The sequence below is a fragment of the Paenibacillus sp. NPDC058177 genome (assembly GCF_042883835.1).
GTDB classification, from domain to species: Bacteria; Bacillota; Bacilli; order Paenibacillales; family Paenibacillaceae; genus Paenibacillus_AQ; species Paenibacillus_AQ agri.
In genome coordinates this window covers 1742199-1764902 of sequence record NZ_JBHVVB010000001.1, presented here as the reverse complement: position 1 = coordinate 1764902, position 22704 = coordinate 1742199, and the positions used below count along the sequence as shown (strand labels likewise).

Annotated in this window: 18 protein-coding genes; 16 read left to right on the top strand and 2 right to left on the bottom strand. The window is 53.1% G+C overall.

Annotation, left to right across the window (positions count from 1 at the left end):
- The first annotated feature begins 75 nt into the window (after nt 1-75).
- The 10 genes from ACFVU8_RS08380 to ACFVU8_RS08335 all read left to right on the top strand — a co-directional run bounded on the left by ACFVU8_RS08380 (nt 76) and on the right by ACFVU8_RS08335 (nt 10300).
- Entirely contained in the window at nt 76-1257 is a 1182-nt protein-coding gene (locus ACFVU8_RS08380; protein WP_387426760.1) for a M20 family metallopeptidase, read from the top strand.
- A gap of 60 nt (nt 1258-1317) precedes the next feature.
- The gene (locus tag ACFVU8_RS08375) at nt 1318-1749 is read left to right on the top strand and encodes a CBS domain-containing protein (protein WP_387426758.1); all 432 of its coding nucleotides are present in this window, start codon (nt 1318-1320) and stop codon (nt 1747-1749) included.
- Nucleotides 1750-1865: 116 nt separating this feature from the next.
- Nucleotides 1866-3557 (top strand): DNA repair helicase XPB, encoded by a 1692-nt coding sequence (locus ACFVU8_RS08370; RefSeq protein WP_387426757.1) that lies wholly within the window; start codon nt 1866-1868, stop codon nt 3555-3557.
- Nucleotides 3554-5854: a helicase-associated domain-containing protein gene (locus ACFVU8_RS08365; RefSeq protein ID WP_387426755.1), complete on the top strand. Its 2301-nt coding sequence runs from the start codon at nt 3554-3556 to the stop codon at nt 5852-5854. Before ACFVU8_RS08370 ends, ACFVU8_RS08365 begins: the two co-directional genes overlap by 4 nt.
- Before the next feature lie 10 nt (nt 5855-5864).
- Complete coding sequence (locus ACFVU8_RS08360) at nt 5865-6305, top strand: YlbF/YmcA family competence regulator (RefSeq protein ID WP_379466231.1); 441 nt, start codon at nt 5865-5867, stop codon at nt 6303-6305.
- Nucleotides 6306-6340: 35 nt separating this feature from the next.
- Entirely contained in the window at nt 6341-6604 is a 264-nt protein-coding gene (locus ACFVU8_RS08355) for a YlbG family protein (protein ID WP_066372879.1), read from the top strand.
- A gap of 206 nt (nt 6605-6810) precedes the next feature.
- The gene (locus tag ACFVU8_RS08350; RefSeq protein WP_379466230.1) at nt 6811-7770 is read left to right on the top strand and encodes a GGDEF domain-containing protein; all 960 of its coding nucleotides are present in this window, start codon (nt 6811-6813) and stop codon (nt 7768-7770) included.
- A 157-nt stretch (nt 7771-7927) separates the two neighbouring features.
- Nucleotides 7928-8365, top strand: a complete 438-nt coding sequence (locus tag ACFVU8_RS08345) for a hypothetical protein (RefSeq protein WP_175374825.1) — start codon at nt 7928-7930, stop codon at nt 8363-8365.
- A 95-nt stretch (nt 8366-8460) separates the two neighbouring features.
- On the top strand, nt 8461-9360 hold the full coding sequence (locus tag ACFVU8_RS08340; protein WP_387426754.1) for a selenium metabolism-associated LysR family transcriptional regulator: 900 nt from the start codon (nt 8461-8463) through the stop codon (nt 9358-9360).
- A 49-nt stretch (nt 9361-9409) separates the two neighbouring features.
- The gene (locus tag ACFVU8_RS08335; protein ID WP_387426752.1) at nt 9410-10300 is read left to right on the top strand and encodes a PHP domain-containing protein; all 891 of its coding nucleotides are present in this window, start codon (nt 9410-9412) and stop codon (nt 10298-10300) included.
- 148 nt (nt 10301-10448) lie between these two features.
- Here ACFVU8_RS08335 and ACFVU8_RS08330 read toward each other — a convergent pair whose 3' ends face one another.
- On the bottom strand, nt 10449-12293 hold the full coding sequence (locus ACFVU8_RS08330) for an Rqc2 family fibronectin-binding protein (RefSeq protein ID WP_387426750.1): 1845 nt from the start codon (nt 12291-12293) through the stop codon (nt 10449-10451).
- Nucleotides 12294-12486: 193 nt separating this feature from the next.
- Between ACFVU8_RS08330 and ACFVU8_RS08325 the strand changes: the two genes are divergently transcribed.
- From ACFVU8_RS08325 to ACFVU8_RS08305, 5 genes are all read left to right on the top strand, one after another.
- The gene (locus tag ACFVU8_RS08325) at nt 12487-15306 is read left to right on the top strand and encodes a calcium-translocating P-type ATPase, SERCA-type (RefSeq protein ID WP_387426748.1); all 2820 of its coding nucleotides are present in this window, start codon (nt 12487-12489) and stop codon (nt 15304-15306) included.
- A 131-nt stretch (nt 15307-15437) separates the two neighbouring features.
- Nucleotides 15438-16274: a diaminopimelate epimerase gene (gene dapF / locus ACFVU8_RS08320; RefSeq protein ID WP_387426747.1), complete on the top strand. Its 837-nt coding sequence runs from the start codon at nt 15438-15440 to the stop codon at nt 16272-16274.
- A 153-nt stretch (nt 16275-16427) separates the two neighbouring features.
- Nucleotides 16428-18098, top strand: coding sequence for a spore germination protein (locus ACFVU8_RS08315; RefSeq protein ID WP_387426745.1), 1671 nt, complete (start codon nt 16428-16430; stop codon nt 18096-18098).
- On the top strand, nt 18091-19296 hold the full coding sequence (locus ACFVU8_RS08310; RefSeq protein WP_387426744.1) for a Ger(x)C family spore germination protein: 1206 nt from the start codon (nt 18091-18093) through the stop codon (nt 19294-19296). The genes ACFVU8_RS08315 and ACFVU8_RS08310 overlap by 8 nt, the downstream gene beginning before the upstream one ends.
- A gap of 21 nt (nt 19297-19317) precedes the next feature.
- Nucleotides 19318-20424, top strand: a complete 1107-nt coding sequence (locus ACFVU8_RS08305) for a GerAB/ArcD/ProY family transporter (protein ID WP_387426742.1) — start codon at nt 19318-19320, stop codon at nt 20422-20424.
- Here ACFVU8_RS08305 and ACFVU8_RS08300 read toward each other — a convergent pair.
- Nucleotides 20397-20654: a hypothetical protein gene (locus tag ACFVU8_RS08300; protein ID WP_387426740.1), complete on the bottom strand. Its 258-nt coding sequence runs from the start codon at nt 20652-20654 to the stop codon at nt 20397-20399. The genes ACFVU8_RS08305 and ACFVU8_RS08300 overlap by 28 nt on opposite strands.
- A 159-nt stretch (nt 20655-20813) precedes the next feature.
- On the opposite strand from ACFVU8_RS08300, the gene ACFVU8_RS08295 reads away from it, so the two are divergent.
- Nucleotides 20814-22685 carry a bifunctional homocysteine S-methyltransferase/methylenetetrahydrofolate reductase gene (locus ACFVU8_RS08295; protein ID WP_175374556.1) on the top strand — a complete coding sequence of 624 codons (1872 nt, stop codon included), beginning with the start codon at nt 20814-20816 and terminating at the stop codon, nt 22683-22685.
- Nucleotides 22686-22704 lie beyond the last annotated feature (19 nt).

Here is a 22704-nt window from a genome sequence, read left to right as displayed (position 1 = left end):
AGGCAAGGTGGCAGCAAGGCAATAAGCTGTCATCCCTTGTCAGGCCCGGTTGTCTAGGAAGGGAATGGAGCAGTCATGAAGCAGCCAACAGTTGAAGCATTGATGAACGATATGGTGAAGTGGCGCCGTCATCTGCACAGCCATCCTGAGCTGTCATATCAGGAGAAGGAAACATCGTCTTACGTTGCCGCCAAGCTGGAAGGCTTCGGTATTGAAGTCAGAAGAAGTACCTCAGGTTATGGCTTAACAGGGATTCTAAAAGGGGCTCGGCCCGGTAAGATTGTTGTACTCCGTGCGGATATGGATGCATTGCCGATACAGGAAGAGAACAAAGTGGAGTATGCCTCGACTAAGAACGGGGTTATGCATGCCTGTGGTCATGACGGGCATACAGCAATTTTGCTGGGGGCAGCAGCCTATTACAGCAGCAGGCGCAGCGAACTGGAGGGGGAGATCCGCTTTCTTTTCCAGCCTGCCGAGGAAGTGTGTCCCGGCGGCGCGGTTGGTATGATTGCCGAAGGTGTGCTGGAAGGGGCAGATGCTGTTTACGGGCTACATCTGTGGACGCCACTGCCTGTAGGAACCGTGGGCAGCGCCCCTGGGCCTTTGATGGCGTCAACGGATGAGTTCTTTATCACCATCAACGGTAAAGGCGGTCATGGCGGCATCCCGCACCGTGCGGTAGACAGCATTGTTGCAGCTGCAGCCCTGGTGACACAGCTCCAGAGCATCGTTAGCCGATCTGTTGATCCACTGCGCCCTGCGGTGGTCACTGTGGGCACCATTCAAGGCGGGACCGCCCAAAATATTATTGCGGAGCAGTGCCGTATAACAGGGACGGTTCGAACCTTTGACGATGAGAGCCGTCAGCTGATTCGGCGCAGAATTGAAGAGATAGCGTTGGCCGTCGCAGCTACATATGGAGCCGAAGCGAAAATTGAGTACATGACGGGTTACCCGCCGCTAGTGAATGACGAACAGGAATTCAGCCGGTTTAAGTCAACAGCACCTGGAGCGCTGGGTGAAGAGGTTCAGGTTGTGACGCTGGAGAAATTGATGCCAGCGGAGGATTTTGCCTACTATTTGCACCATGTGCCTGGCTGCTTTATGTTCGTGGGAGCAGGTAATCCCGACAAGGATGCCATATATCCGCATCACCATAGCCGATTTGATTTTGACGAGGATGCTATGCTGCACGGCATCAAGCTACTCATTGCCATGACGGATTCCCGGCTTAAAGAAACAACTGGAGAATAATGCTGTCCTCAGCTGGACAACCTAATCGCGAAACATGCGAGATTTTAGGAGGGATTCCAGTTGAAGACAATCAAGGAAGTCATGACGGCGGGACCAGTGACAGTTACGCTGAAGGATAATATTTATGAGGTTGCTGTCAAAATGAGAGACAATGGTACCGGCTTTATTCCTGTAGTCGACTCAGAGGGCAGTAATCAATTGATCGGTGTAGTTACAGACCGTGATCTTGTCATCCGGGGGTATGCAGCTAAGCATTCAGGCTCCACCGCTGTAGAGACGGTGATGAGCAAGGAGCTGCGCACGGTGACAGAGGATACTTCGGTAGATGAAGCTGCGGAAATTATGGCTGCGGGACAGGTTCGGCGTCTGCCTGTAGTCAGCGGCAAGAAGCTGATCGGCATCGTGTCGATCGGCGACCTAGCCGTACGGAATATCTTTGCCAATGAAGCGGGAGAAGCACTTAGCAGCATCTCGCAGCAGACCTTGCATTAAATACTCATACAGGAAGCTCATGTCCGTGTTCGCGGGGGTGGGCTTTTTCCTGTTAATCAGACAGCAGAGTGTGTACATACTGACCATAGAATAGTGTAATGCGAGGAGGGATGGTTATGAATGAGACAGGGTCCTGTATTGTACGTAGGGACCGAACGGTGCTATTGGATTGCGCTCATCCAAACTCTCAGACGGCGGGACGGAAATTGGGAGTGTTCGCCGAGTTGGTCAAGAGTCCGCCAGCTTATCATACTTACCAAATCACACCTTTGACCCTGTGGAATGCAGCGGCGCTTGGGGCTACCGCCGATAACATTATTGAACAATTGCATAAGCTCTCCAGATGGGATATTCCGGCGGGATTAGAGGAGGAGATCAGGCTTCTTCTGTCCCGGTATGGAAAATTGACGCTACACAGCTCGGCCCGAGATCCGGGGGATATCGTCCTTAGAAGCGAAGATCCTTTGCTGCTTGATGAGCTGATGGGGTGCAAAGGGCTGGAAGGTATGGAGCTGTGTAGAACGGGAGCTCTGGACTTATCCTGCAAGGCGGTGTTTCGGGGAGATTTGAAGCAGGAGCTAACCCGGCTCGGATATCCTGTTCTCGATTATGCCGGATACCATGAAGGACAGGCGCTGCAGGTAAAATGGCGGGGTGAGGGAGAGTATGGCATCCCGTTCCGGCTGCGGAATTATCAGCAAGAAGCGGTGAAACAATTCCAGGGTACCGTTGGCAGCGGGGGGAGTGGTGTAGTGGTACTGCCTTGCGGAGCCGGGAAAACGGTCGTTGGCATGGCCGTGCTGGAGGCTCTCCAATGTGAGACGCTGATTCTTACCTCCAATACAACTTCTGTCAGGCAGTGGATAGAGGAGTTAGAACGCTGTACGAATTTGACGGAAGATGAAATCGGTGAATATTCGGGGGAGAAGCGTCAGGTACGCCCGGTAACGGTTGCCACCTATCAAATTCTTACCCACCGCCGTTCCAAGGGCGGACCGTTTCTTCATATGAACCTGTTCAATGAACGGAACTGGGGACTGATTATTTACGACGAGGTTCACCTTTTGCCAGCCCCGGTGTTCCGGGCGACGGCAGATATCCAGGCTACACGTCGTCTGGGTCTAACTGCAACTCTTGTGCGGGAAGATGGGCGGGAGGGGGATGTATTCTCCCTGATCGGGCCGAAGCGTTATGAGCTTCCCTGGAAGGTGCTGGAGCAGCAGGGCTGGATCGCCTCTGTGGAATGTACGGAAATGCTGGTCCCGATGAATCCGGAATGGAGGAGGGAGTACACCTATGCGGGGAAAAGGGAGAAGTTCCGGCTTGCGGCTGTGAATCCAGCCAAGATAGATGCGGCCTCCCGGCTGCTGGAAGCGCATCAGGGGGCGGGTGTTCTGGTCATCGGACAGTATTTGGAGCAGCTGACCCAGCTCTCGGCTGCCCTGGGAGCGCCGCTCATTACCGGGAAAACCCCGCAGCGGGAGCGGGGGGAACTGTACGCGGCATTCAACGAAGGCACCCTCCCTGTGCTGATCGTGTCCAAAGTCGCGAATTTTGCAGTCAATCTGCCGGATGCTTCCGTTGCTATTGAGGTGTCTGGTGCTTTTGGGTCCCGGCAGGAGGAGGCACAGCGGCTGGGGCGCATTCTGCGGCCAAAGGCAGGGGAGAACAAGGCGTATTTCTATACACTGGTATCCGGGGACAGCCGGGAGCAGGAATTCGCCCGGCAACGCCGGATGTTCCTGACCGAGCAGGGGTATGAGTATCAGGTGCGGGTTGAACAACCGTCCGGGGAGGAGATGACATGAAGGATTTGACGCCCGACGCGCTGGAGCTTCTGGGCAGACTCTGCGCTGTGTATGGTGGTCAGCCTTTCGAAGAGGGGAAAGAAGAGCAGCTGCGTCCCGCATATCTTAGCCGAGCGGAGCAGCGGCTGGCGCTCTCCGAGCTTCGCCGGGCCGGGCTGCTTATGGCCCGGCAGAAGCTTTGGGGGGAGAAGCTGTACCATATCCCGGCAGAGGTACTGGATGCCGTGTCACTCCACTTCTACCCCTATAGCCCGGCTCCGCTTGCGGCCGGTGATGTAAGCCTGTCGATGGAAGCCGGACCGGGACTGTCCGGTGAGCTGTTCCGGGCGCTGCTGTTCACCGCCCGGGAAGGACTGCCCGTGACAGCCAAGGGCAGTATTCACAAGAAGCAAGTCAGCCGGCTTGCTGCACAGCTGTCATTTGGAGACGGGCATCTGCAAGGCCTGACAGCGCTTAGTCCGGATCTGGGTCAAGGCCTTGGGCATGGACGAGGGCATGAGCAACTCCAACGGCCAGGACAACGGTCAGGATTAGCACGAGAGCAAGGACGAGCATTAGGTCTAGGGCGGGTTGAAGAAAAGAGCGGTGGGCGAGACCAAGGGTTAGGTAAAGAACAAGTAATCACTCAAGCTATAGACCAAGTCACAGGTCAAGTTAAAGGTCAGGCTACGGGTAAAGCGATAGGCCAAGGCAAAGGCAAAGGCCAGACCGCAGGCCAGACCGCAGGCCAGACCGCAGGCCAAACCACTGGTACCTATCCTCTTGCTGTGACGGTGATAATGGACCTCATGCTGAGCCTTGGGCTGATCAGCCATCAGGAGCCGGGCTATATACTGGAGCCGGATGTACTGAGGAACTGGCTGCAACTGCCGGAGCCGCAGATGGTCAGCATCCTGTACGAAACGGCAGCCGAACGTTACGGCAGCCGGGAGCCGGTCCAGCAGCATTTCCGGCTGCTGATCTCCCGCCAGGACTTTTTGCCCGGCCAGTGGTATGCTCTGGCCGGGGTGCAGGACTGGCTGGCGGCGATGAATCCCGCCGCCTTGCTTGAGCGGCCAGCTCTGGAAGCGGCCTGTCTCGCCTGGCTGCGTGCTCTGGCTGGCTTTGGCTGGGCCGAGCTGGGCAGCTTGCAAAGCGGGGAGCTATGCTTCCGCTGGACGGCCGCCAAGCCCCAGCTACAAGGCGCCCGGCCAGCTCCTACGGGTGCTCCGGAAGATGAGCCTCTGGAGGCTGTCTCTATTGTCCAGCCCCAGCTACAAGGCACCCGGCCAGCTCCTGCGGGTGCAACGGAAGAACAGCCCCTGGCGGCCGCCTTCATTGTCCAGCCCGACTTCGAGGTGCTGGTGCCCCCCGAAGTTCCATATGCTATGCGCTGGACACTGGCAGCCTGTGCAGAGCTGCTCCAGTGCGATGTGCTCTGGAGCTTCCGCCTGACCCGGGAGATGCTGGAGCATGCCGCGGTTCAGGGGATGCCGCCCGGAGAGGTTATCTCCTGGCTGCAGGACCATACGCCCGGTGGGCTCCCAGAGCAGGTGGAGTATTCACTGGAGCAGTGGGGCCGGGGAGTCGGCCGTACAGTCATAGAGGATGTCCGGCTCCTGTCATGCCTCAGTGAAGTAGAAGCAGAGATGATCTCCGCCCATCCCCGGTTGCAAGACAAGCTCACCCGCCTTGGTCCGCTGCATTTTCTGGTGCAGCGGGAGCAAGAAAAGGATGTGCACCAGGAGCTGGCGGAGGCAGGCCTCGCGCCGCAGGGAACAATCAATGGGCGGGAGCCGGAGCAGGCGGCTGAGATGCCGCTGTATCACCGGGAAAGGGAAAACACCCCTGCGGCCTATGCTGTGCCACCCTGGGAGCAGGGACTGTTGTCTGCGGTGACGGGAAATCCGCTTCGCCATTTACCTCTTGCTGATCCAGAGCCGGAGGCGTCATTCCTCATGGATGAGGGGCAGGTGCCATCGATGTGGAGCCGGGAATGGCGGGCCTATCATGGCACGACGGCAGAAAAGGTGATGGAGCAGGGATTGCGCTGGGGCGTGAAGGTGCGTATTTCATTGCAGGGGCAGGAATGTCACTTCATTCCTCACCGTATCCAGCGTAATCCATGGCGCGTGACCGGTCATCTGCTGCGGAATCTGGGCCGTGAAGTGGAAGAAATGGAGTTGACAGCATCAGCGTGGAAGGAAATACAGCTTATTCTACCAGCCGCCGCTAGAAATTCCTCTTCTGCTGGAGCAACCGGTTATGTTATGATAGAAAAGTCTACTGCTGATGGTAGAACATTAACACAGAAGTGAGTTGAAGTTCATGAGCGTAGCGGAGATTAACACGGTTGACATGGCCGAAGTGCTGACATACGCCTATGAATTGGGCGATATGATTAATCAATCCGCCGAAGTGTCGGATTATCTATACTGGAAGGGCCGGGTAGATGCCAACCCGCAGATCCAGGCTATGGTTAGAAAGCTCCAAGGGAAGAAGGATCTATTCGAAGAGACTCAGCGGTTCGGGCATTTCCATCCCAACTATCATTCTGCTAAGGATGAGGTGCTGGCTGTGGAAACAGAGCTGGAACAGTTCGAGGAGGTTGTCCGCTTCAAGACAGCCGAGAAGACGCTGGATGACATGCTGCATTCCATGTCGGAAGCGATTGCTTTTTCCGTATCGGAGAGCATTAAGGTTCCAAGCAATGATCCGGCGCCGAAGGGCGGCGGCTGTGGCAGCGGCGGGAAGTGCTCCTGCGGATAGCGTCAACAGAAGAGAGAGAAAGGTTGGATGAGACTATGTTTCCGGAACGTACAGGATATATTGTTTGGGTCAGCGACGTTAAGGCGGCGCGTAATCTGGAGAAATACGGCACATTGCATTATGTGTCCCGGAAGATGCATTATGCAGTAATGTATGTTAATTCGGATCGGGCCGAGGAAGTGATGAAGAACGTCCGCAGACTTTCCTATGTACGGAAGATCGAACGTTCTTACCGTAACGAGCTGAAGACCGAATATACCAGCAACGGACCGGACAAGAGCCGTTATTACGGGCTGTAACTGATGTGATATGGACAGGCGCTATGCGCCTGTTTTTTTGTACAATGATAGAGGTTTATTGGGGCGTCAGCCAAAGATTTTATGGGAAACAATAACTTGCCGTCTTTAAATGGCGGCGAGCTGTTTCCTTTTTACACAGTTTATCTAGATTTAATATATCCTGTGTATGCTGGGGGAAGTCACCCTAGGGAGGAGGTTTTGAACATATGTTGCTCCAGATAGGGGATATTGCGGAGCATATCACGCAGATTTCTCCTGCCAGTAAATGCGAGACCGTGGATCATATTTTCAAAAGTGATCCCCAGCTTCAGGGAGTGGTCGTGACTGACAACGATTATCCGGTGGCCCTGATTATGAGAATTCGATTCTATCAGCAGATTGGAACCTTGTACGGATATACATTGTATATGGGAAGACCGGTATCCCTGGTGATGGACAGGGACCCGCTGATTGTGGAATATAAGACACCGATCACCGAAGTGAGCAAGCTGGCCATGAACCGGCAGGTAGAGAATCTGTACGACTATGTCATCGTTACCCGCGAGGGAAGGATGTTTGGCGCTGTGAGCGTCAGGGATCTGCTGCTGAATTTTGCCGAAATTCAGGCGATGGCGGCGAGTTTTCTTAATCCGTTAACAGGTCTGCCTGGCAATATGAGCATCAATGAATGTCTGGTCAAATGCCTGCATCAGGAGCGGTTTAGTGTGCTCTATATTGACCTTGACCACTTTAAGGCCTATAACGATACATATGGTTTCAAAGAAGGCGATCGGATGATTCAGGCAACCGCCGAGATTGCGAAGCACTGCGCGCTGCGTCTGGAGGGTTTTCTGGGTCATATCGGCGGAGACGATTTTATCGTTATCATAGACAACCATCACTATACCGAGGCTTGTAGAATCCTCATAGAAGAGTTCGATTCAGCGATTAAAGATTTCTATCATTCACAGCATCTGGCTCAGAAATATGTTCTGACAGAGGATCGCTCAGGGGTTGTTGGGGAAATTCCGCTGGTGTCCATATCAGTTGCGGTGGTAACTAACCGGTTCCGGCAGTTTGATTCCATTGAGGATATTGCCGGGGAAGCCGCACGTATCAAGAAAAAATGCAAACTGGTGCCTGGCAGCTGCTATGTCGATGATGCGGAGCCTGTACATTTAAAGTAGCTTTAGAGGTGAGAAGTAACACCGGTCACAGTAAAAGATATATCACAGGGCGTGAGCCATTCTCCACAACATAGGTCAAGGATGCTTGTACAAGCTGCAGCAAATGAGGTAAGATGACAACAATAAGTGCATGCCTAGACGGTGGAGTGTGATGATGATGCGCGACAAGGGTACGGAACGGTGGGGCACCTATGAGCCCTTCCACATCATGCTGAATGACTACAGGGTCGCAGATATTGTGATCACGAATCATGCAAGAAGCCGCTACCTGGACCGGATTAGCGAAGAGGCTGCCGACCCTGGTCAGATATCTGCCTGGCTATGGCAGTGTCTGAAGCAGAAGCGGATGAGAGCTTATTCCGGCAGTGAGCAGAGCGCGTACCTCATTGATGATGACGTGGTGATCATTGCCGAATTCACGGCGCTGGAGGGTGAACGAACCGTCTCCGGTCATCCGTTGTATATCATGAACGTCATTTCGTTTCTCGGCGCTCTTTCGAAAGCTCCGGAGCTGCGGGACTTACAGCAGTACTATTCATGGCTGCGTCATTCCCGCCGCATGCAGCTGGCTCGAAAAAGCCGTAAACGAAAATAACGGGTACAGAAGCAGGGGGCATGCGGTGTAAGCCGCATGTCCTTTTTATAACCTGCTAGCAGGACAGAATCAGCATGGACGAAGGAGTTGCAAGCATGAATTTTCATCAGCTGCATATTTTTTATACCGTGTCCGAACGGGGCAGCTTCTCAGCGGCTGCACAGACGCTGCATATGACACAGCCTGCGGTCACCATGCAGGTGCAGGCGCTCGAGGACTATTTTGGCACGAAACTGTTCAATCGCTCCACCAAAAAAATAATGCTGACCGAAGCGGGGCAGACGCTCATGCCCTATGCGCTACGTAGCCTTGAACTTATGCGCGAGACCGATCAGGCGATGTCGGCATTCACTCATATGCTGGAGGGACGGCTCCAGCTTGGCGCCAGCCTGACTATCGGGGAATATGTCCTGCCCCGGTTACTGGGTCCTTTTGCCAAGGAATATCCCCACATCTCCATCATGATGAAAGTGATCAACACCACGCAGATCATAGAGGAGATTACGAAGCATCAGTTGAATTTCGGTCTGATTGAAGCCCCGGTGACTCATCCAGATATGGTGATCGAGCCTGTTTTGGGTGATGAGCTGAAGCTGATTGTACATCGTGGCCATCCGCTGGCTGCAAGGGAAGAGGTCACACTGGCGGAAGCGTTGGCCTATCCATTTATATTACGTGAGCAGGGCTCTGGGACACGCCGTGTCATGGAGGAACAGCTTCTGGCCAAAGGCCTCGAACCCTCATCGATGAAAATTGTAATGGAGCTGGGTAGCACTGGAGCTGTGAAGTCAGCAGTGGAAGCCGGACTCGGTATCACGATGATCTCCACCTCCTCGGTGAAGCATGAAGTCACGCTGGGTTTGTTGAAAATTGTGAATATCACGGATGCGTCTTTCAAAAGGCAGTTTTATGCGATCCATCTTAAATCAACGTTGTTACCGATCTCGGCAGTCACGTTCCTGACTTTTTTGCGGGAGCATGCTGGCGAACAATGACGGGATGATGGATTAGCAGGAACCTATAACCCTGGAACGGAGTGGCAGTATGGAAAATGATATAAAGCATAATGAAGACAAGGCGGCGGAGCGTTCGACCCTTGCGGGTCGATGTGATCTGCATACGCATACACAGGCTTCGGACGGCATGCAGCCGCCGGCAGAGAATGTTAGACTGGCGTGGGAGAAAGGGCTTGGCGCGGTAGCGATTACGGATCACGATACCGTGGCAGGCATTACGGAAGCGCTTCAGGCAGGGAAGGAGTACGGGATCACGGTGGTGCCGGGCGTGGAAATCAGTACTCGTTCCGGTGGCAAGGATATCCACGTATTGGGTTATTATGTTGATCCGGGCGATGAAAGGTTCCTCTCTCGTCTGGCTGGACTTAGAGAGACCCGTGACCGGCGTAATGAACAGATTGTAGGCAAGCTGCGAGAGCTGGGCATTGAGATTACTTTGGAAAAGGTAGTGGCGGGAACCCGGCGAGAGCTGCGTCCAGATGAGAGTGTCGGGCGTCCGCATATTGCCGATGAACTGGTAAGGCTGGGCGTTGTGCAGAATATGCGGGAAGCCTTTGATAAGTATTTGGCTGAAGGAGCTCTGGCCTTTGTCTCCCCGCCGCGTATTTCCCCGGAAGAGGCCTGTGCATGGATCGGTGAAGCCGGCGGCAAAGCCGTGCTGGCTCATCCGGGACTTTATGGTGATGATGAACTAGTACATAGCATTCTGCAGAAAGGGACTTTTACCGGTATCGAAGTCTATCATTCGGATCATGGCCGCCAGGAAGAAGATCGTTATTTGACGATGGCACAGGACTATAGTCTAGCAGTGACCGGGGGCTCGGATTTCCATGGCGAGCGTCAGGGTGTTGTCTTTCACGGTGAACTGGGTAGTGTCAACGTCCCTGTGGATGTACTGGATCAGCTGGGTAGAAGTTAGAACCTGAGCATGCCATGGTAAAAGAATTCCCTGGCTGCTGCTACAGCCGGGGTCATACGCAATAAACAGAAGAGCCTCCCGCCCATCCGTATAATATCGGATGATGGCTGGAGGCTCTATTTTTTATGACATACGCTGTCTCTTACAATCAGCTTCTCAATGTATTCGGCAGACCCTTGATCATGTCTTCCACCGGGGTCACAAAGAGGGTCTTCTGATGATCGTAGATGACATACCCTGGCTTGGAGCCACTCGGCTTGCGTACATGGCGGATCAGGGTGCAATCTACGGGGACACTGCTCGATTGCTTGGCCTGGCTAAAGTACGCAGCCAATTGAGCAGCCTCTTCCAGCGTGGCATCCCCGAAGCTCTCGCTGCGGATAACGACGTGCGAACCTGGTATATCCTTGGTGTGCAGCCAAGTATCGTTTGATGAGGCCAACCGGTTCGTAAGGTACTCGTTCTGCAGATTATTTTTGCCGACATAGATATCAATACCCTCTGAAGAAGTGAACACCTGAAGGGTAGGGCGGGTCGCTTTTTTCTTCTTCTTGCCCTTCTTGCTTCTATCCCGCAGATATCCCTGCCCCACCAACTCATCGCGGATCTCTTCGATATCATTTAGCGAAGCATGGTCGAGCTGCTGCAGCAGGCTCTCCATGTAGGCAATCTCTTCATGTGTTTTGATCAATTGCTCGTCAATGACCAGCAAGCTGTTCTTATACTTGTTGTACTTCTTGAAGAAGCGCTGTGCATTGTCCGAAGGGTTCAGGAGCGGGTCAAGCGGTATTGTAATCTCTGCCTGATCCTCGTCATAGTAGTTGACCAGCACCGCCTGCTTATCACCCTTGGATACTGCATGCAGTGAAGCGAACAGCAGCTCGCCCCAAATCCGGTAGCGATCTGCCTCCTGAGCTTCCTCCAGATCTTCCTGCAGCTTCGCCAGCTTCTTGACATTCTTCGTCCGTTCGTTGCCCAGGAAGCGGATGAGGTCACTGACCCGCTGTTTGACGGTATCCCGTTCAGCTTTGTCCCCATAATAGTCTTCCATGCACTGGCTGATGGATTCATAGTGCTTCGCCTGCTCATCGGGGAGAGTGAGCGGGATCGCTGAGAAGATCAGCTTACCTCTTGCATTGGCCCCGGAGATTGGAGAGAACGTAAAATTCCGTACCGGTTCCATGACCGAATTAAAGGCGTCCCATAAGCGCTCAGCTTCTGATGTACCCGCTGCTACTGAATCAGTGGCTTGATGATAGCGATGCACGATCTCGCCTGCGACAAGTGGGCCGAGGCCGCTAAAGGCATGCACGATCCACCCGATAGGGTCGGCGGAAGGAGCGGGTCCGCCCGAACCTTCTTTTTGCGGAGCTTGCGAGATTTCGTCCGACTCGGTTTCATCACTATCAGTGATCTGAAGGGCGGCGTCTCTCTCAGCTGAAGCGACCAGCTCCGGAAATTCCTGACGTCCAAGTTCCAAAGGGTTTAGCTTGTGCTGTTGAGGCGGCTCAGTATAAGCGAAGCCCGGCATAATGATGCGGTAGCTGCTGATCGAAGGCGTAACATGATGAATGCCGTCTATAATTGTGCCGTTCATGTCTGTGAGAATGATGTTGCTGTGTCTGCCCATCAGCTCGATGATGATTTTTTTGGCGGACACATCACCAAGCTCATCTCTCTGCTTAATGTGGATATGGATAATCCGCTCCATACCCACTTGGGTGATACTTTCTATAGTCCCGCCCTCGCAATGTTTACGCATTAGCATGCAGAACATTGGCGCTTCGGGTGGATTTATGCTGTTTCTCTCTGTGAGATGCAGACGGGGATAGGTGGGGTTCGCAGATAGAAGCAGCTTTCCGCCGCCTCCCTGTCCTCTCAGTATAAAGATGAGGTCATGAGTGGTGGGTTGATATATTTTGCCTATGCGTGCACCTGTAAAGGCTTGCAATTCCTGCACGATAGCCCGGGTAACGATGCCGTCCAATGCCATGATATAGATCTCCTGTCGCCATAAAATTGAAATTGTTATCCCTCTATGATGCCACACTTCGCGGTCTTCGTGCAAAAGGAGAAGTTCGCAGGGTGATATTTTGGGACGACCCCGAATAGACTTGGTCATGAACAGGTGGAAAAGCTGTGCGCCGCCGGAAGTCAAGAAACGACCGGGAGGGGAAAGAAAAGACATGGAACAAAACAGTTGGCACCGGCTCGGTGCAGAGGAACTGCAGAAAATCTTCGGTGTTCAGCCGCAGACCGGACTCCGAGAGGAGGAGGCTACGGAAAGGCGCAAGGAGAACGGCTACAACGAGCTGACCGAAGGCAAGGCCATATCTCCGCTGACATTGCTGCTGAATCAATTTAAGGACTTCATGGTGCTTGTCCTGATGGGGGCAACGTTTATCTCGGGCCTGCTCGGCGAGTATCTGGATGCGATCACTATTATTGCGATTATTCTGCTTAACGGAGTGCTGGGCTTCGTGCAGGAATTCAGGGCTGAACGCTCCTTGCGGGCGCTGAAGCAATTGTCAGCGCCGACAGCGAAGGTCATTCGCGATGGAAAAAGTCAGACCCTTCCCGCCAAAATGCTGTTGCCGGGTGATATCCTCCTGCTGGAGAGTGGAGACCGGATTCCGGCAGATGTCCGCTGGCTGGAATGCAGCGCGCTCTATGTGGAGGAATCTGCACTTACCGGGGAATCCCTGCCGGTGTCCAAGCATTCGCAGGCGATTCATGCTGAAGAAATTCCGTTAGGCGATCAGAAGAATATCGGCTTCATGGGAACTATGGTCACGCGCGGGACGGGCAAGGCCATCGTGGTACGGACCGGGATGGATACAGAGATGGGCAAGATCGCTGATTTGATCCAGAACACGGACGCCCAGGAAACGCCGCTTCAGCATCGGCTGGAGCAGCTCGGCAAGATTCTCATCTACGTTGCGCTCGGTCTAACCATTGTGGTGGTGCTGGCAGGCATCATGCACGGACAACCTGCCACGGCGATGTTCCTGGCCGGCGTTAGCCTTGCAGTTGCCGCCATTCCCGAAGGCTTGCCGGCTATCGTTACGATTGCGCTGGCGCTGGGCGTTCAGCGTATGATTAAGCGCAAGGCTATTGTGCGTAAGCTGCCATCGGTGGAGACACTGGGCTGCGCCTCAGTGATCTGTTCCGATAAGACCGGTACGCTGACTCAGAACAAGATGACCGTGACCCAGGTCTGGAGTGGTGGACGAAGTCTGGAGGTCACTGGTGAGGGCTATTCACCTACCGGTCAGATTCTCCAGAAGGGCCGTGCTGTTGAGCTTAAAAATGATCAGAGTCTGCGCCGTCTCCTTCAAGTAAGCGCGCTCTGCAATAACGCGGAAATCGTAGAAACTTTCCCCGAAGACCAGGGTAAGCGTAAAAAAGGCAAGGACAGTGATGGCGATAAGGAACAGCAAGGCCAGGCAGTATGGGAGCTGAAGGGCGATCCGACGGAAGGGGCCTTAGTTGCACTGTCCGCGAAGATGGGGTTAACTCCGCAGTTTCTGGCAGGCACATATACCCGCGAGAAGGAGTTTCCGTTTGATTCGGAGCGTAAACTGATGTCCGTAGTTGTAGAACATCCAGGTGGACGTATGGTTTGCACCAAAGGTGCGCCTGATGTGCTGCTTAGCCGCTGCTCCTACTTGCTATGGGAGGGTGCTGTAGTTCCTTGCACACCAACCCTGCGTCAGAAAGTGATGGATGCCAATGAAGCGATGGCTTCAGGCGCACTTCGAGTACTGGCCATGGCGTACCGTGATCTGCGTGCGAATGAGGTCGTGGGCGAGGACAAGGAAGCGGAATCCCAGCTAATTTTCGTCGGACTTGCAGGAATGATCGATCCGCCGCGCCGCGAGGTGCGCGATGCGATCAGTGTTACGCGCCGAGCAGGGATTAAGACGGTTATGATTACCGGTGATCACGGGACGACGGCGGAAGCCATCGCCCATCAGCTCGGTATTCTGCAGCGGGGCGGCACGGTGCTGACTGGCAGCCAGCTCAGCCGAATGGATGATGATGAGCTGGATAAGGTGTCAGATAACGTGTTTGTATACGCCCGCGTATCGCCTGAACACAAGCTGCGGATCGTCAAATCGTTGCAGCGCCGTGGTCACGTCGTAGCCATGACTGGTGATGGCGTCAACGATGCACCTGCTATAAAGGCGGCAGATATCGGAATTTCAATGGGGATTACCGGAACGGATGTGACCAAGGAGGCTTCCTCGCTAATTCTTGGCGATGATAACTTCTCCACGATTGTGGCGGCCATTGAAGAAGGGCGGAATATCTATGAGAACATTCGCAAGTTTATCCGCTATTTGCTGGCTTCCAATGTCGGGGAGATTCTGACAATGTTCTTCGCCATGATGCTGGGACTGCCGCTGCCGCTCGTGCCGATTCAGATTCTGTGGGTCAATCTCGTCACGGACGGATTACCGGCTATGGCACTAGGCGTCGATCAGCCGGAGAAGGATCTTATGGAGCACAAGCCACGCGGCGCCAAAGAAAATATCTTTGCCCGCCGCCTCGGCTGGAAGATTATCAGCCGTGGCTTGCTGATCGGTCTGTGCACGCTGGGAGCGTTCTGGCTGACACTGCGTATCGCGCCGGAGAATCCGGATCAACTGATTCTGGCGCAGTCGGTTGCTTTTGCTACATTGGTTATGGCCCAACTGTTCCACGTGTTCGACTGCCGCAGCTCCCGTTCCGTATTTCATCGGAATCCGTTCCAGAACAAGTACCTTGTGTTGGCCGTATTATCTTCCATTATTCTGATGTTGGCGGTCATGTACTTGCCGGTACTACAACCGGTGTTCAAGACAGTGCCACTGAACTTCCGCGAATGGTGCCTGGTGCTGGTAGCTGCCGGTATTCCTACCTTCCTCATGGGAGCAGGCAGCGTATGGGGTGGCAGACGCAACCGTCACAGCATGAACAGAGGCGGTCGCTCGGTGATAAAAAGTACAAAAATTTCGGCATAAAGTCAATAGCATAAGCTCATTCCTTACGGTATGCTTGTTGCAGCTAAGGCCTGTATCTTGGTGTGCTGGACAGCGGCACAAGTCTATACGGCCCAATATGACAAGCATATCTCTCAAGGAGTGACTAGAATATGGAATTTACTAAAATGCACGGACTCGGCAACGACTTTATTATCGTCTATGGAGAACAGGAACTGCCTGCCAATGCCTCTGAATTGGCTGTAACGCTCTGCAACCGGTTCTTCGGGATCGGAGCTGACGGACTGGTGTTCATCCTGCCCTCCCAGCGCGGGGATTATATGATGCGTATTATGAACTCGGATGGATCGGAAGCGGAACAGTGCGGCAACGCGATCCGCTGCGTCTCTAAATATGTATATGATCATGGCCTCGTGAACTCAGAGGAAATCGTCATTGAGACTATTGGTGCAGGTGAGCAGAAAGTTACATTGAAGGTTAAAGACGGCATAGTCGAAACTGTAACCGTAGATATGGGCGAGCCGGTACTGTCCGGTCTCCAAATTCCGGTTGCTATCGATGCGGAGCCTGTACTGAACCAGCCGATTGAAACAGAAGGGGCGGCATTCAAATTCACTGCGGTGTCTATGGGTAATCCACACTGTGTAATCTACGTGGAAGATGCGGTGTCCTTTGACCTGGCGGCCTGGGGACCAAAGCTGGAAGTGCATCCCCTCTTTCCGCGAAAAGTCAATGTGGAGTTCGCAACTGTTCTCGATCGGGGCCGCGTAGATATGCGTGTCTGGGAACGTGGTGCCGGACCGACGCTGGCCTGTGGGACCGGAGCCTGTGCGACACTTGTATCGTCTGTGCTGAATGGTCTGACCGACAGATCAGCCTGGATCAGTCTCAAGGGCGGGGATCTCTTTATCGAATGGAATGAAGAAGACAATCATGTATATATGACAGGTCCTGCTGAAGTGGTGTACACAGGGACAGTTGAAGTATAAGGGAACCGCTAAACGGCCATATGAGTCAAGCCGTAAGCCAAGCCGTCACTTATTGTGACGGCTTTTTTGTCATGTTATAGACGGCAATCAGCCGAATAATGGAAGAGCCTCCCGTGAATAATAAGCTCCAGTGTGAGAAAGGGGGGAGACCCGGTGAACAGAAACGGCAGGTTCTGGCACAGCAATGACGGCGGGAGGAAATCGCCGACAGGTTCTTCGAATGGAGGAAATGGGAATGGCAGTGGCACATCCGGGCTTAGCGCTGTACTTGACGAGACGCTGGAGAATATTAGAAGCGAGCTAGGCGACAGCCCGGATCTGAAAATCCGCCATGTCCTTCTCGCCGGAGCGTCGCCAGTCAAAGCGGCTGCTGTTCATTTTAGTGAACTGGCGAATACAGACAGTGTCAACCAGTTTGTAGTCGGGTCTTTGCTGGAGGTCTCGGTAGATACTTTCAGGCAAGGTGAAGAGGGTTGCGGTAATCTGCCGGATTTTATACTCAAACGGGCCTTGGAGATCGGACAGGCAACCAGACTGGAGGCGTGGAACGAAGTCCTGCTCGCCCTTCTCTCGGGAGAGACACTGATCCTGCTTGATGGCTATTCTGTGGTGATTACCTGCGAGACAACAGGTGGAGAATGGCGCGCAGTCGGTGAGCCCAGCTCCCAGCTTGTGGTTCGAGGCCCCAAAGACAGTTTTGTAGAGTCAGTGGCTACTAATGTATCTCTCATCCGGCGGAGAATCAAATCGCCTAAGCTCAGGCTGGAGTATATGAAGATCGGCAGTGTTACCCAAACTCTTGTGGCTCTGATGTACATTCAGGACACAGTGGACGATGATCTGCTGGATGAGATCAAATTACGTTTGAACCGGATCAGAATCGATGGGGTGCTGGAATCAGGGTATATCGAAGAGCTTATTCAGGACAAGACCTTTACGCCATTTCCGACCGTCTACAATACGGAGCGCCCCGATTCTGCGGTTGCGAATTTGTTGGAGGGCCGTGTGATACTGATCGTGGACGGTACGCCGTTTATTCTTGTACTTCCAGCCGTCTTCACCCAGTTTTTTCAATCCTCCGACGATTATGCCCAGCGGTTTGATATTTCCCTGTTGATGCGGATTATCCGGTATATCAGTTTTATCGTGCTGATGCTTGGACCAGCTGTATACATCGCCCTCACTACCTATCACTATGAGATGATTCCAACCACTCTGCTGATTAGTCTCTTGGCACAGCGTGAGAACGTTCCCTTTCCAGCTTTTGTGGAGGCACTGTTGATGGAAGGAGCCATTGAAATTCTGCGGGAAGCAGGAGTGCGTATGCCTCGAGCAGTAGGGCAGACAGTGTCCGTTGTCGGAGCCTTGATTCTCGGCCAAGCCGTGGTGGAAGCCGGGATTATTACACCGGTAATGGTGATCGTGGTCGCCTTGACTGGGATCGCAAGCTTCGCTATTCCCGCCTATAATATGTCGATTGCGGGTAGGCTAATTCGCTTCTTCTTTCTGTTTCTGGCAGGGATGTTTGGTTTCTTCGGAATCACACTGGGCATGATTGTCCTGGTTGCACATATGAACAGTCTGCGTTCTTTCGGCATTCCCTATCTGGCGCCCATCGTTCCGCCTTCATCGAAATCCCGCAAAGATACCATTGTAAGACTACCGCTGTGGGCGAAGGGAGCTAGCAAACAGCACCCAACGGCGGTCTCCGTACCACTGGGCAAGAAAATCACCAGCGGACATGAGGAGAATCTCTCGCCCAAGTTCCTGGAGCAACATGCCGGAACAGCTGGTCCCAAGGAAGGGCGGGAACAGCATGAATAGGGTATTCCTGCGGGTAGCAGCGGCAATGCTGTGTTGCTCCATTCTACTCGGACTGACCGGCTGCTGGGACAGTGTGGAGCTGAACCGGAGAGCTGTAGTCACCGGTGTAGCAATTGACCGGGGGCCATCATTGGAGGAGAAATACGAGCTTTCCTTCCAGGTTATCGTTGCGGATGAGATTTCGGGCAAAAACGCCCGGGGCACCTCGCCCGTTGCAGTCTATACCGGCAGGGGCCGCTCTATGTTCGAAGCACTTGCTGATGCTTCTCGCCAGACGGCTCGATTTCTGTCATTAGGCCATGTCCGGGTGCTGGTCATCTCCGAGAAATTCGGGAGAGAAGGCATCAAAGACGTTATGGATGCATTGGAAAGGGAGAGTGAGACGCGCCTGACGAGTTATATGTTCATCTCCAAAGGACAGACCGCAAAGGATAGTATGACCACCATGACGGTGTTCGGCAAGATTCCAGCCAATGATCTGGTGGAGAAGTTGGAGACCACCTCAAAGCAATTTGGCTACAACTTCAAGATGGAAGTGGATGATGTGGTCCGGGGGCTTCAGATTCCGGGTGGAGGCCCACTGATCAATGGCGTGCTGCTCTCCGGGGATGAGAAGAAGTCTGATACCAATGACAATCTAAAAAGTATTGCGCCAAAAGCAACACTGAAGGTGACGGACATAGCCGCTTTTAAAGGGGACAAACTAGTGGGCTGGCTGGAAGGCAGTGAAGCTGTCGGTACAGCGTTGATCAAGAACAAAATCACACAGATGCCGCTGCTGCTCAAAAGCGGGAAGGGAAACTACATGGCGTTTAACGTCTATCTCTCACAGGTCAAGATTGTGGCAGAGGCTGACAATCCCGAAGATCCCCTGATCCATATAAAAGTCACCCAGCAGGCAAGCCTTAAGGAATCTCCAAATGATCTGGATCTTACGAATCCCCAAGTGTTAAAGGATCTCTCCAAGCTGGTGGAACAAGAAACCGAGAAGCAACTGACGGCGGCGCTGACAGCGGCCCGCAGCATGAATAGCGATTTTCTGGGCTTTGGAGAAGCCGTGGAGAGAGACAACAAGAAAGGGTGGAAGCGGGTCGAGAATCATTGGGACCAGATATTCAAAACATGCCGTGTCAAGTATGAGATTGATTCAGTAATCAGGCATACAGATATGCGCAGCAGCTCTTTTCAGGCCGATTAGTCCAGATTAAGGGGGGAGATTATGAATAAAGGTAGCATTAAGATCGGGTTATTTGAGATATTCACATTGACCCTGCTGTTCGAGCTTGGGACGGCACTGGTAGTGAATCTAGGTATGGAATCGGGAAAAGATGCCTGGCTCTCCATACTGATTGGGGATTGCATCGGCCTGTTTGTTTTTGCAGGGTATGCTTTTCTCTACAGGCGATACCCCAAGCTGCCCTTGACGGGCTACACCCGAAAGCTGCTCGGAAAATACATCGGCGCGGTGGTATCCGTGCTGTACATCATTCTGTTCATGAATCTGGCGGGGCGTGACTTGCGAGATGGAAGTACAATGCTCGTCATGGCGACAATGCACCGGACACCGTTATTTATTATTTCAGTGCTCATGATCCTGTCCTGTGCCTATGTGCTGCACAAGGGTGTGGAAGTGCTGGCGCGGACATCGTTAATATTCGGGGTGATCGTGCTGTTTATCGGGCTCTTCTGTACGATTTTTCTGTTTCTGTCGGGGTCAATCAATATCAACCACCTGCTGCCGGTGCTGGATAACGGGATTCAGCCTGTCCTGTCTTCGGTTCTGCATCAGAATTTCATGTTTCCTTTCGGGGAAATGATTAGCTTCACCATGCTAATGCCGTACTTGAGCAACAGTAAAAAAGGCCCCAGGGTCATCGGTGCAACGATGTTTTTATCCGGCCTGCTACTCAGTTTTACGATGGCTTTGAATATTTCGGTGCTTGGCGCCGATATCGCGAATCGTTCCCCGCTCCCGCTGATGCCTACCATCAGCAAGATCTCCATTTCGGATTTTATCCAACGGGTCGATATCCTGGTTGTGATGGTGCTTATTATCGGTGTGTTTTTCAAAATGGCGGTGTTCTTCGCGGCAGCATTGGTGGGAATCTCGGAGCTGTTCAAGGTACCTTACCGGAAAATGGTTTATCCTGTCTCCCTGATTATTCTGTTCATCTCCATGTTAGACGCCCGCAGCTTTACTGAGCATCTGCAAGAGGGAGGGAAGCTGCTGTATACGGTATATCCCTTCTTTATGCTGTTGTTTCCCGCGATTCTAATTCTGCTTTCCTTCATAAAGGGTCACCGTTCGCCGCCCCGCTCGGGCTGATGCCCCGTGATCCACTGTTTGATATCGGGAATCAATAGAAACAGCAGCATAATGACAGCTATCAATTTCTCGGAAGCCGTGTACAGTAAATAGTTCAAGATATATGAAATATTATCCAGTCCATAGCCGAACAACCAGTCTCCGAAATAAAGATAGAGCAGGCTCAGCCCACATAAGAGCAGCAGGATTGCGTATTTCCGCAGCAGAAGCTTTCTTGTTTTATTCATCATAGGTACATCTCCCTTGTTCTGGCTTCAGCTAGTATGGGGCAATTGCCGCAGGGACATGCATCTTCAGCGGCAACGGGAAATTGCTTTACTATGAAAGCTTATCATTCATCCCGAATTATGTTACATTAGTATGAAACTAATGTCAGGGGAGGGCTTGCGGTGAAGCCGGATTTACGTTCCGCATGGGGAAACAAAGTGCTTGTCGGTGATGGCGCGATGGGTACATTTTTATATCAGAAAGGCTTCCCTGTAGGGATCTCTTATGAAGAATTGAACTTGACCTCTCCGGAGGTTATTGAGGAAGTACATCGTAGCTATATTCAAGCGGGAGCGGTACTGCTGGAGAGCAATACCTACTCGGCTAACTATGATAAGCTGTCTAAATTTGGCTTGGAATCCAAGGTCGAAGAAATTAACCGGACAGGTGTGAGGATTGCCCGGCGCGCCGCTGGAGAGGCTGGCTATGTTGTTGGGGCCGTTGGCTCTATCCGTGCCGGTAAGCGGGCCAATCTGTCCTCTTCGGAGCTTAAAAAATATTTCACACAGCAGATTACCGCATTGTTGGAAGAGGATGTAGACGGCATTATGCTGGAGACGTTCTACGATGTCGAGGAAATGCATTTGGCACTCAAGACGATCCGCAAACACAGCTCGGTGCCGGTGATCTGCCAGTTCGCCATGGATGATACAGCCCGGACACTGGACGGGCTTACGCTGCCGGAGGCGTTCCGGATTCTGGAGCAGGACGGCGCCGATATTATTGGCTTCAACTGCCGTACCGGCCCGATGGGGATCAAGCGTGCTCTGGGTACACTCCAGGGAAGCCTGACGCTGCCGGTCTCCATATACCCGAATGCGGGTATAGCAGATTATGTGGATGGACAGTACAAATATGGGGCGTCGCCGGAGTATTTTGGCCAGATGGCGATGACCTTTGCAGAGATGGGCAGCCGAATTATCGGGGGCTGCTGTGGAACAACTCCGCAGCATATTGCGGAAATCTCGAAGGCGCTGGCGGGTTACGAGCCAGAGGCGCTGCCGGAGCCGACAGTGAAGCCTGTTGAGCGTATTACAATTGCAGAGCATTTGAGCGACGAGACCGGACTGGGCGGAGGAGAGCCGACGCTGGTTGACCTCGTTAAGGAACGCCATACTGTAATAGTTGAGCTTGATCCGCCGCGTGATCTGGATATTAACAAGTTCATGAAAGGCGCAGAAGCGCTGCGCCGCGCGGGTGCTGATGCACTGACACTGGCGGATAACTCGCTGGCTGTTACCCGCATGAGCAATATGGCGCTTGGCCATCTCGTACAGGCACGTACAGGGCTGCGCCCGCTGGTGCACATTGCCTGCCGGGACCGTAACCTGATCGGCACACAGTCCCATCTGATGGGCTTCGATGCACTGGGCGTCAACCACGTTCTGGCTGTAACCGGCGACCCGGCTCGCTTCGGCGATCTGCCAGGATCAAGCTCGGTGTATGATCTGACCTCATTTGAAATTATAAGAATGATCAAGCAATTGAATGATGGCATTGCATTCTCGGGTAAGCCGTTGAAGCAGAAGGCTAATTTCGTGATCGGGGCTGCCTTTAATCCTAACGTTAAGCATCTGGATAAAGCGGTACAACGTCTGGAGAAAAAAATCGCCTCCGGTGCGGATTATATCATGACCCAGCCGGTCTATGATCCAGAGCTGATTGCCAATATAGGTAAAGCTACAGCACATCTCAGCGTGCCTGTATTCCTCGGTATTATGCCGCTTGCGAGCGGTCGTAACGCTGAATATCTCCACAATGAGGTACCGGGCATTCAGCTGTCTGAAGAAGTCCGAAACCGCATGAGCGGTCTAGAGGGCGAAGCCGGACGGGCCGAGGGTGTGGCGATTGCCAAGGAGTTGCTGGATGCGGCTACGGAGCATTTTAACGGAATTTACCTGATGACGCCTTTCATGTTCTACGATATGAGCGTACAGCTACTGGAGTATGTATGGCAGAAGTCCGGGCGCAAATTGTCCCCCTTGTTTCGTTAAGTATAATCAATTACAATAG

Coding starts and splice junctions, on each gene's coding strand:
- ACFVU8_RS08365 (WP_387426755.1), top strand. CDS start 3,554: ATGAAGGATTTGACGCCCGACGCGCTGGAGCTTCTGGGCAGACTCTGC.
- ACFVU8_RS08370 (WP_387426757.1), top strand. CDS start 1,866: ATGAATGAGACAGGGTCCTGTATTGTACGTAGGGACCGAACGGTGCTA.
- ACFVU8_RS08310 (WP_387426744.1), top strand. CDS start 18,091: ATGAATAGGGTATTCCTGCGGGTAGCAGCGGCAATGCTGTGTTGCTCC.
- ACFVU8_RS08355 (WP_066372879.1), top strand. CDS start 6,341: ATGTTTCCGGAACGTACAGGATATATTGTTTGGGTCAGCGACGTTAAG.
- ACFVU8_RS08335 (WP_387426752.1), top strand. CDS start 9,410: ATGGAAAATGATATAAAGCATAATGAAGACAAGGCGGCGGAGCGTTCG.
- ACFVU8_RS08325 (WP_387426748.1), top strand. CDS start 12,487: ATGGAACAAAACAGTTGGCACCGGCTCGGTGCAGAGGAACTGCAGAAA.
- ACFVU8_RS08300 (WP_387426740.1), bottom strand. CDS start 20,654: ATGATGAATAAAACAAGAAAGCTTCTGCTGCGGAAATACGCAATCCTG.
- ACFVU8_RS08340 (WP_387426754.1), top strand. CDS start 8,461: ATGAATTTTCATCAGCTGCATATTTTTTATACCGTGTCCGAACGGGGC.
- dapF (WP_387426747.1), top strand. CDS start 15,438: ATGGAATTTACTAAAATGCACGGACTCGGCAACGACTTTATTATCGTC.
- ACFVU8_RS08380 (WP_387426760.1), top strand. CDS start 76: ATGAAGCAGCCAACAGTTGAAGCATTGATGAACGATATGGTGAAGTGG.
- ACFVU8_RS08330 (WP_387426750.1), bottom strand. CDS start 12,293: ATGGCATTGGACGGCATCGTTACCCGGGCTATCGTGCAGGAATTGCAA.
- ACFVU8_RS08350 (WP_379466230.1), top strand. CDS start 6,811: ATGTTGCTCCAGATAGGGGATATTGCGGAGCATATCACGCAGATTTCT.
- ACFVU8_RS08345 (WP_175374825.1), top strand. CDS start 7,928: ATGCGCGACAAGGGTACGGAACGGTGGGGCACCTATGAGCCCTTCCAC.
- ACFVU8_RS08360 (WP_379466231.1), top strand. CDS start 5,865: ATGAGCGTAGCGGAGATTAACACGGTTGACATGGCCGAAGTGCTGACA.
- ACFVU8_RS08305 (WP_387426742.1), top strand. CDS start 19,318: ATGAATAAAGGTAGCATTAAGATCGGGTTATTTGAGATATTCACATTG.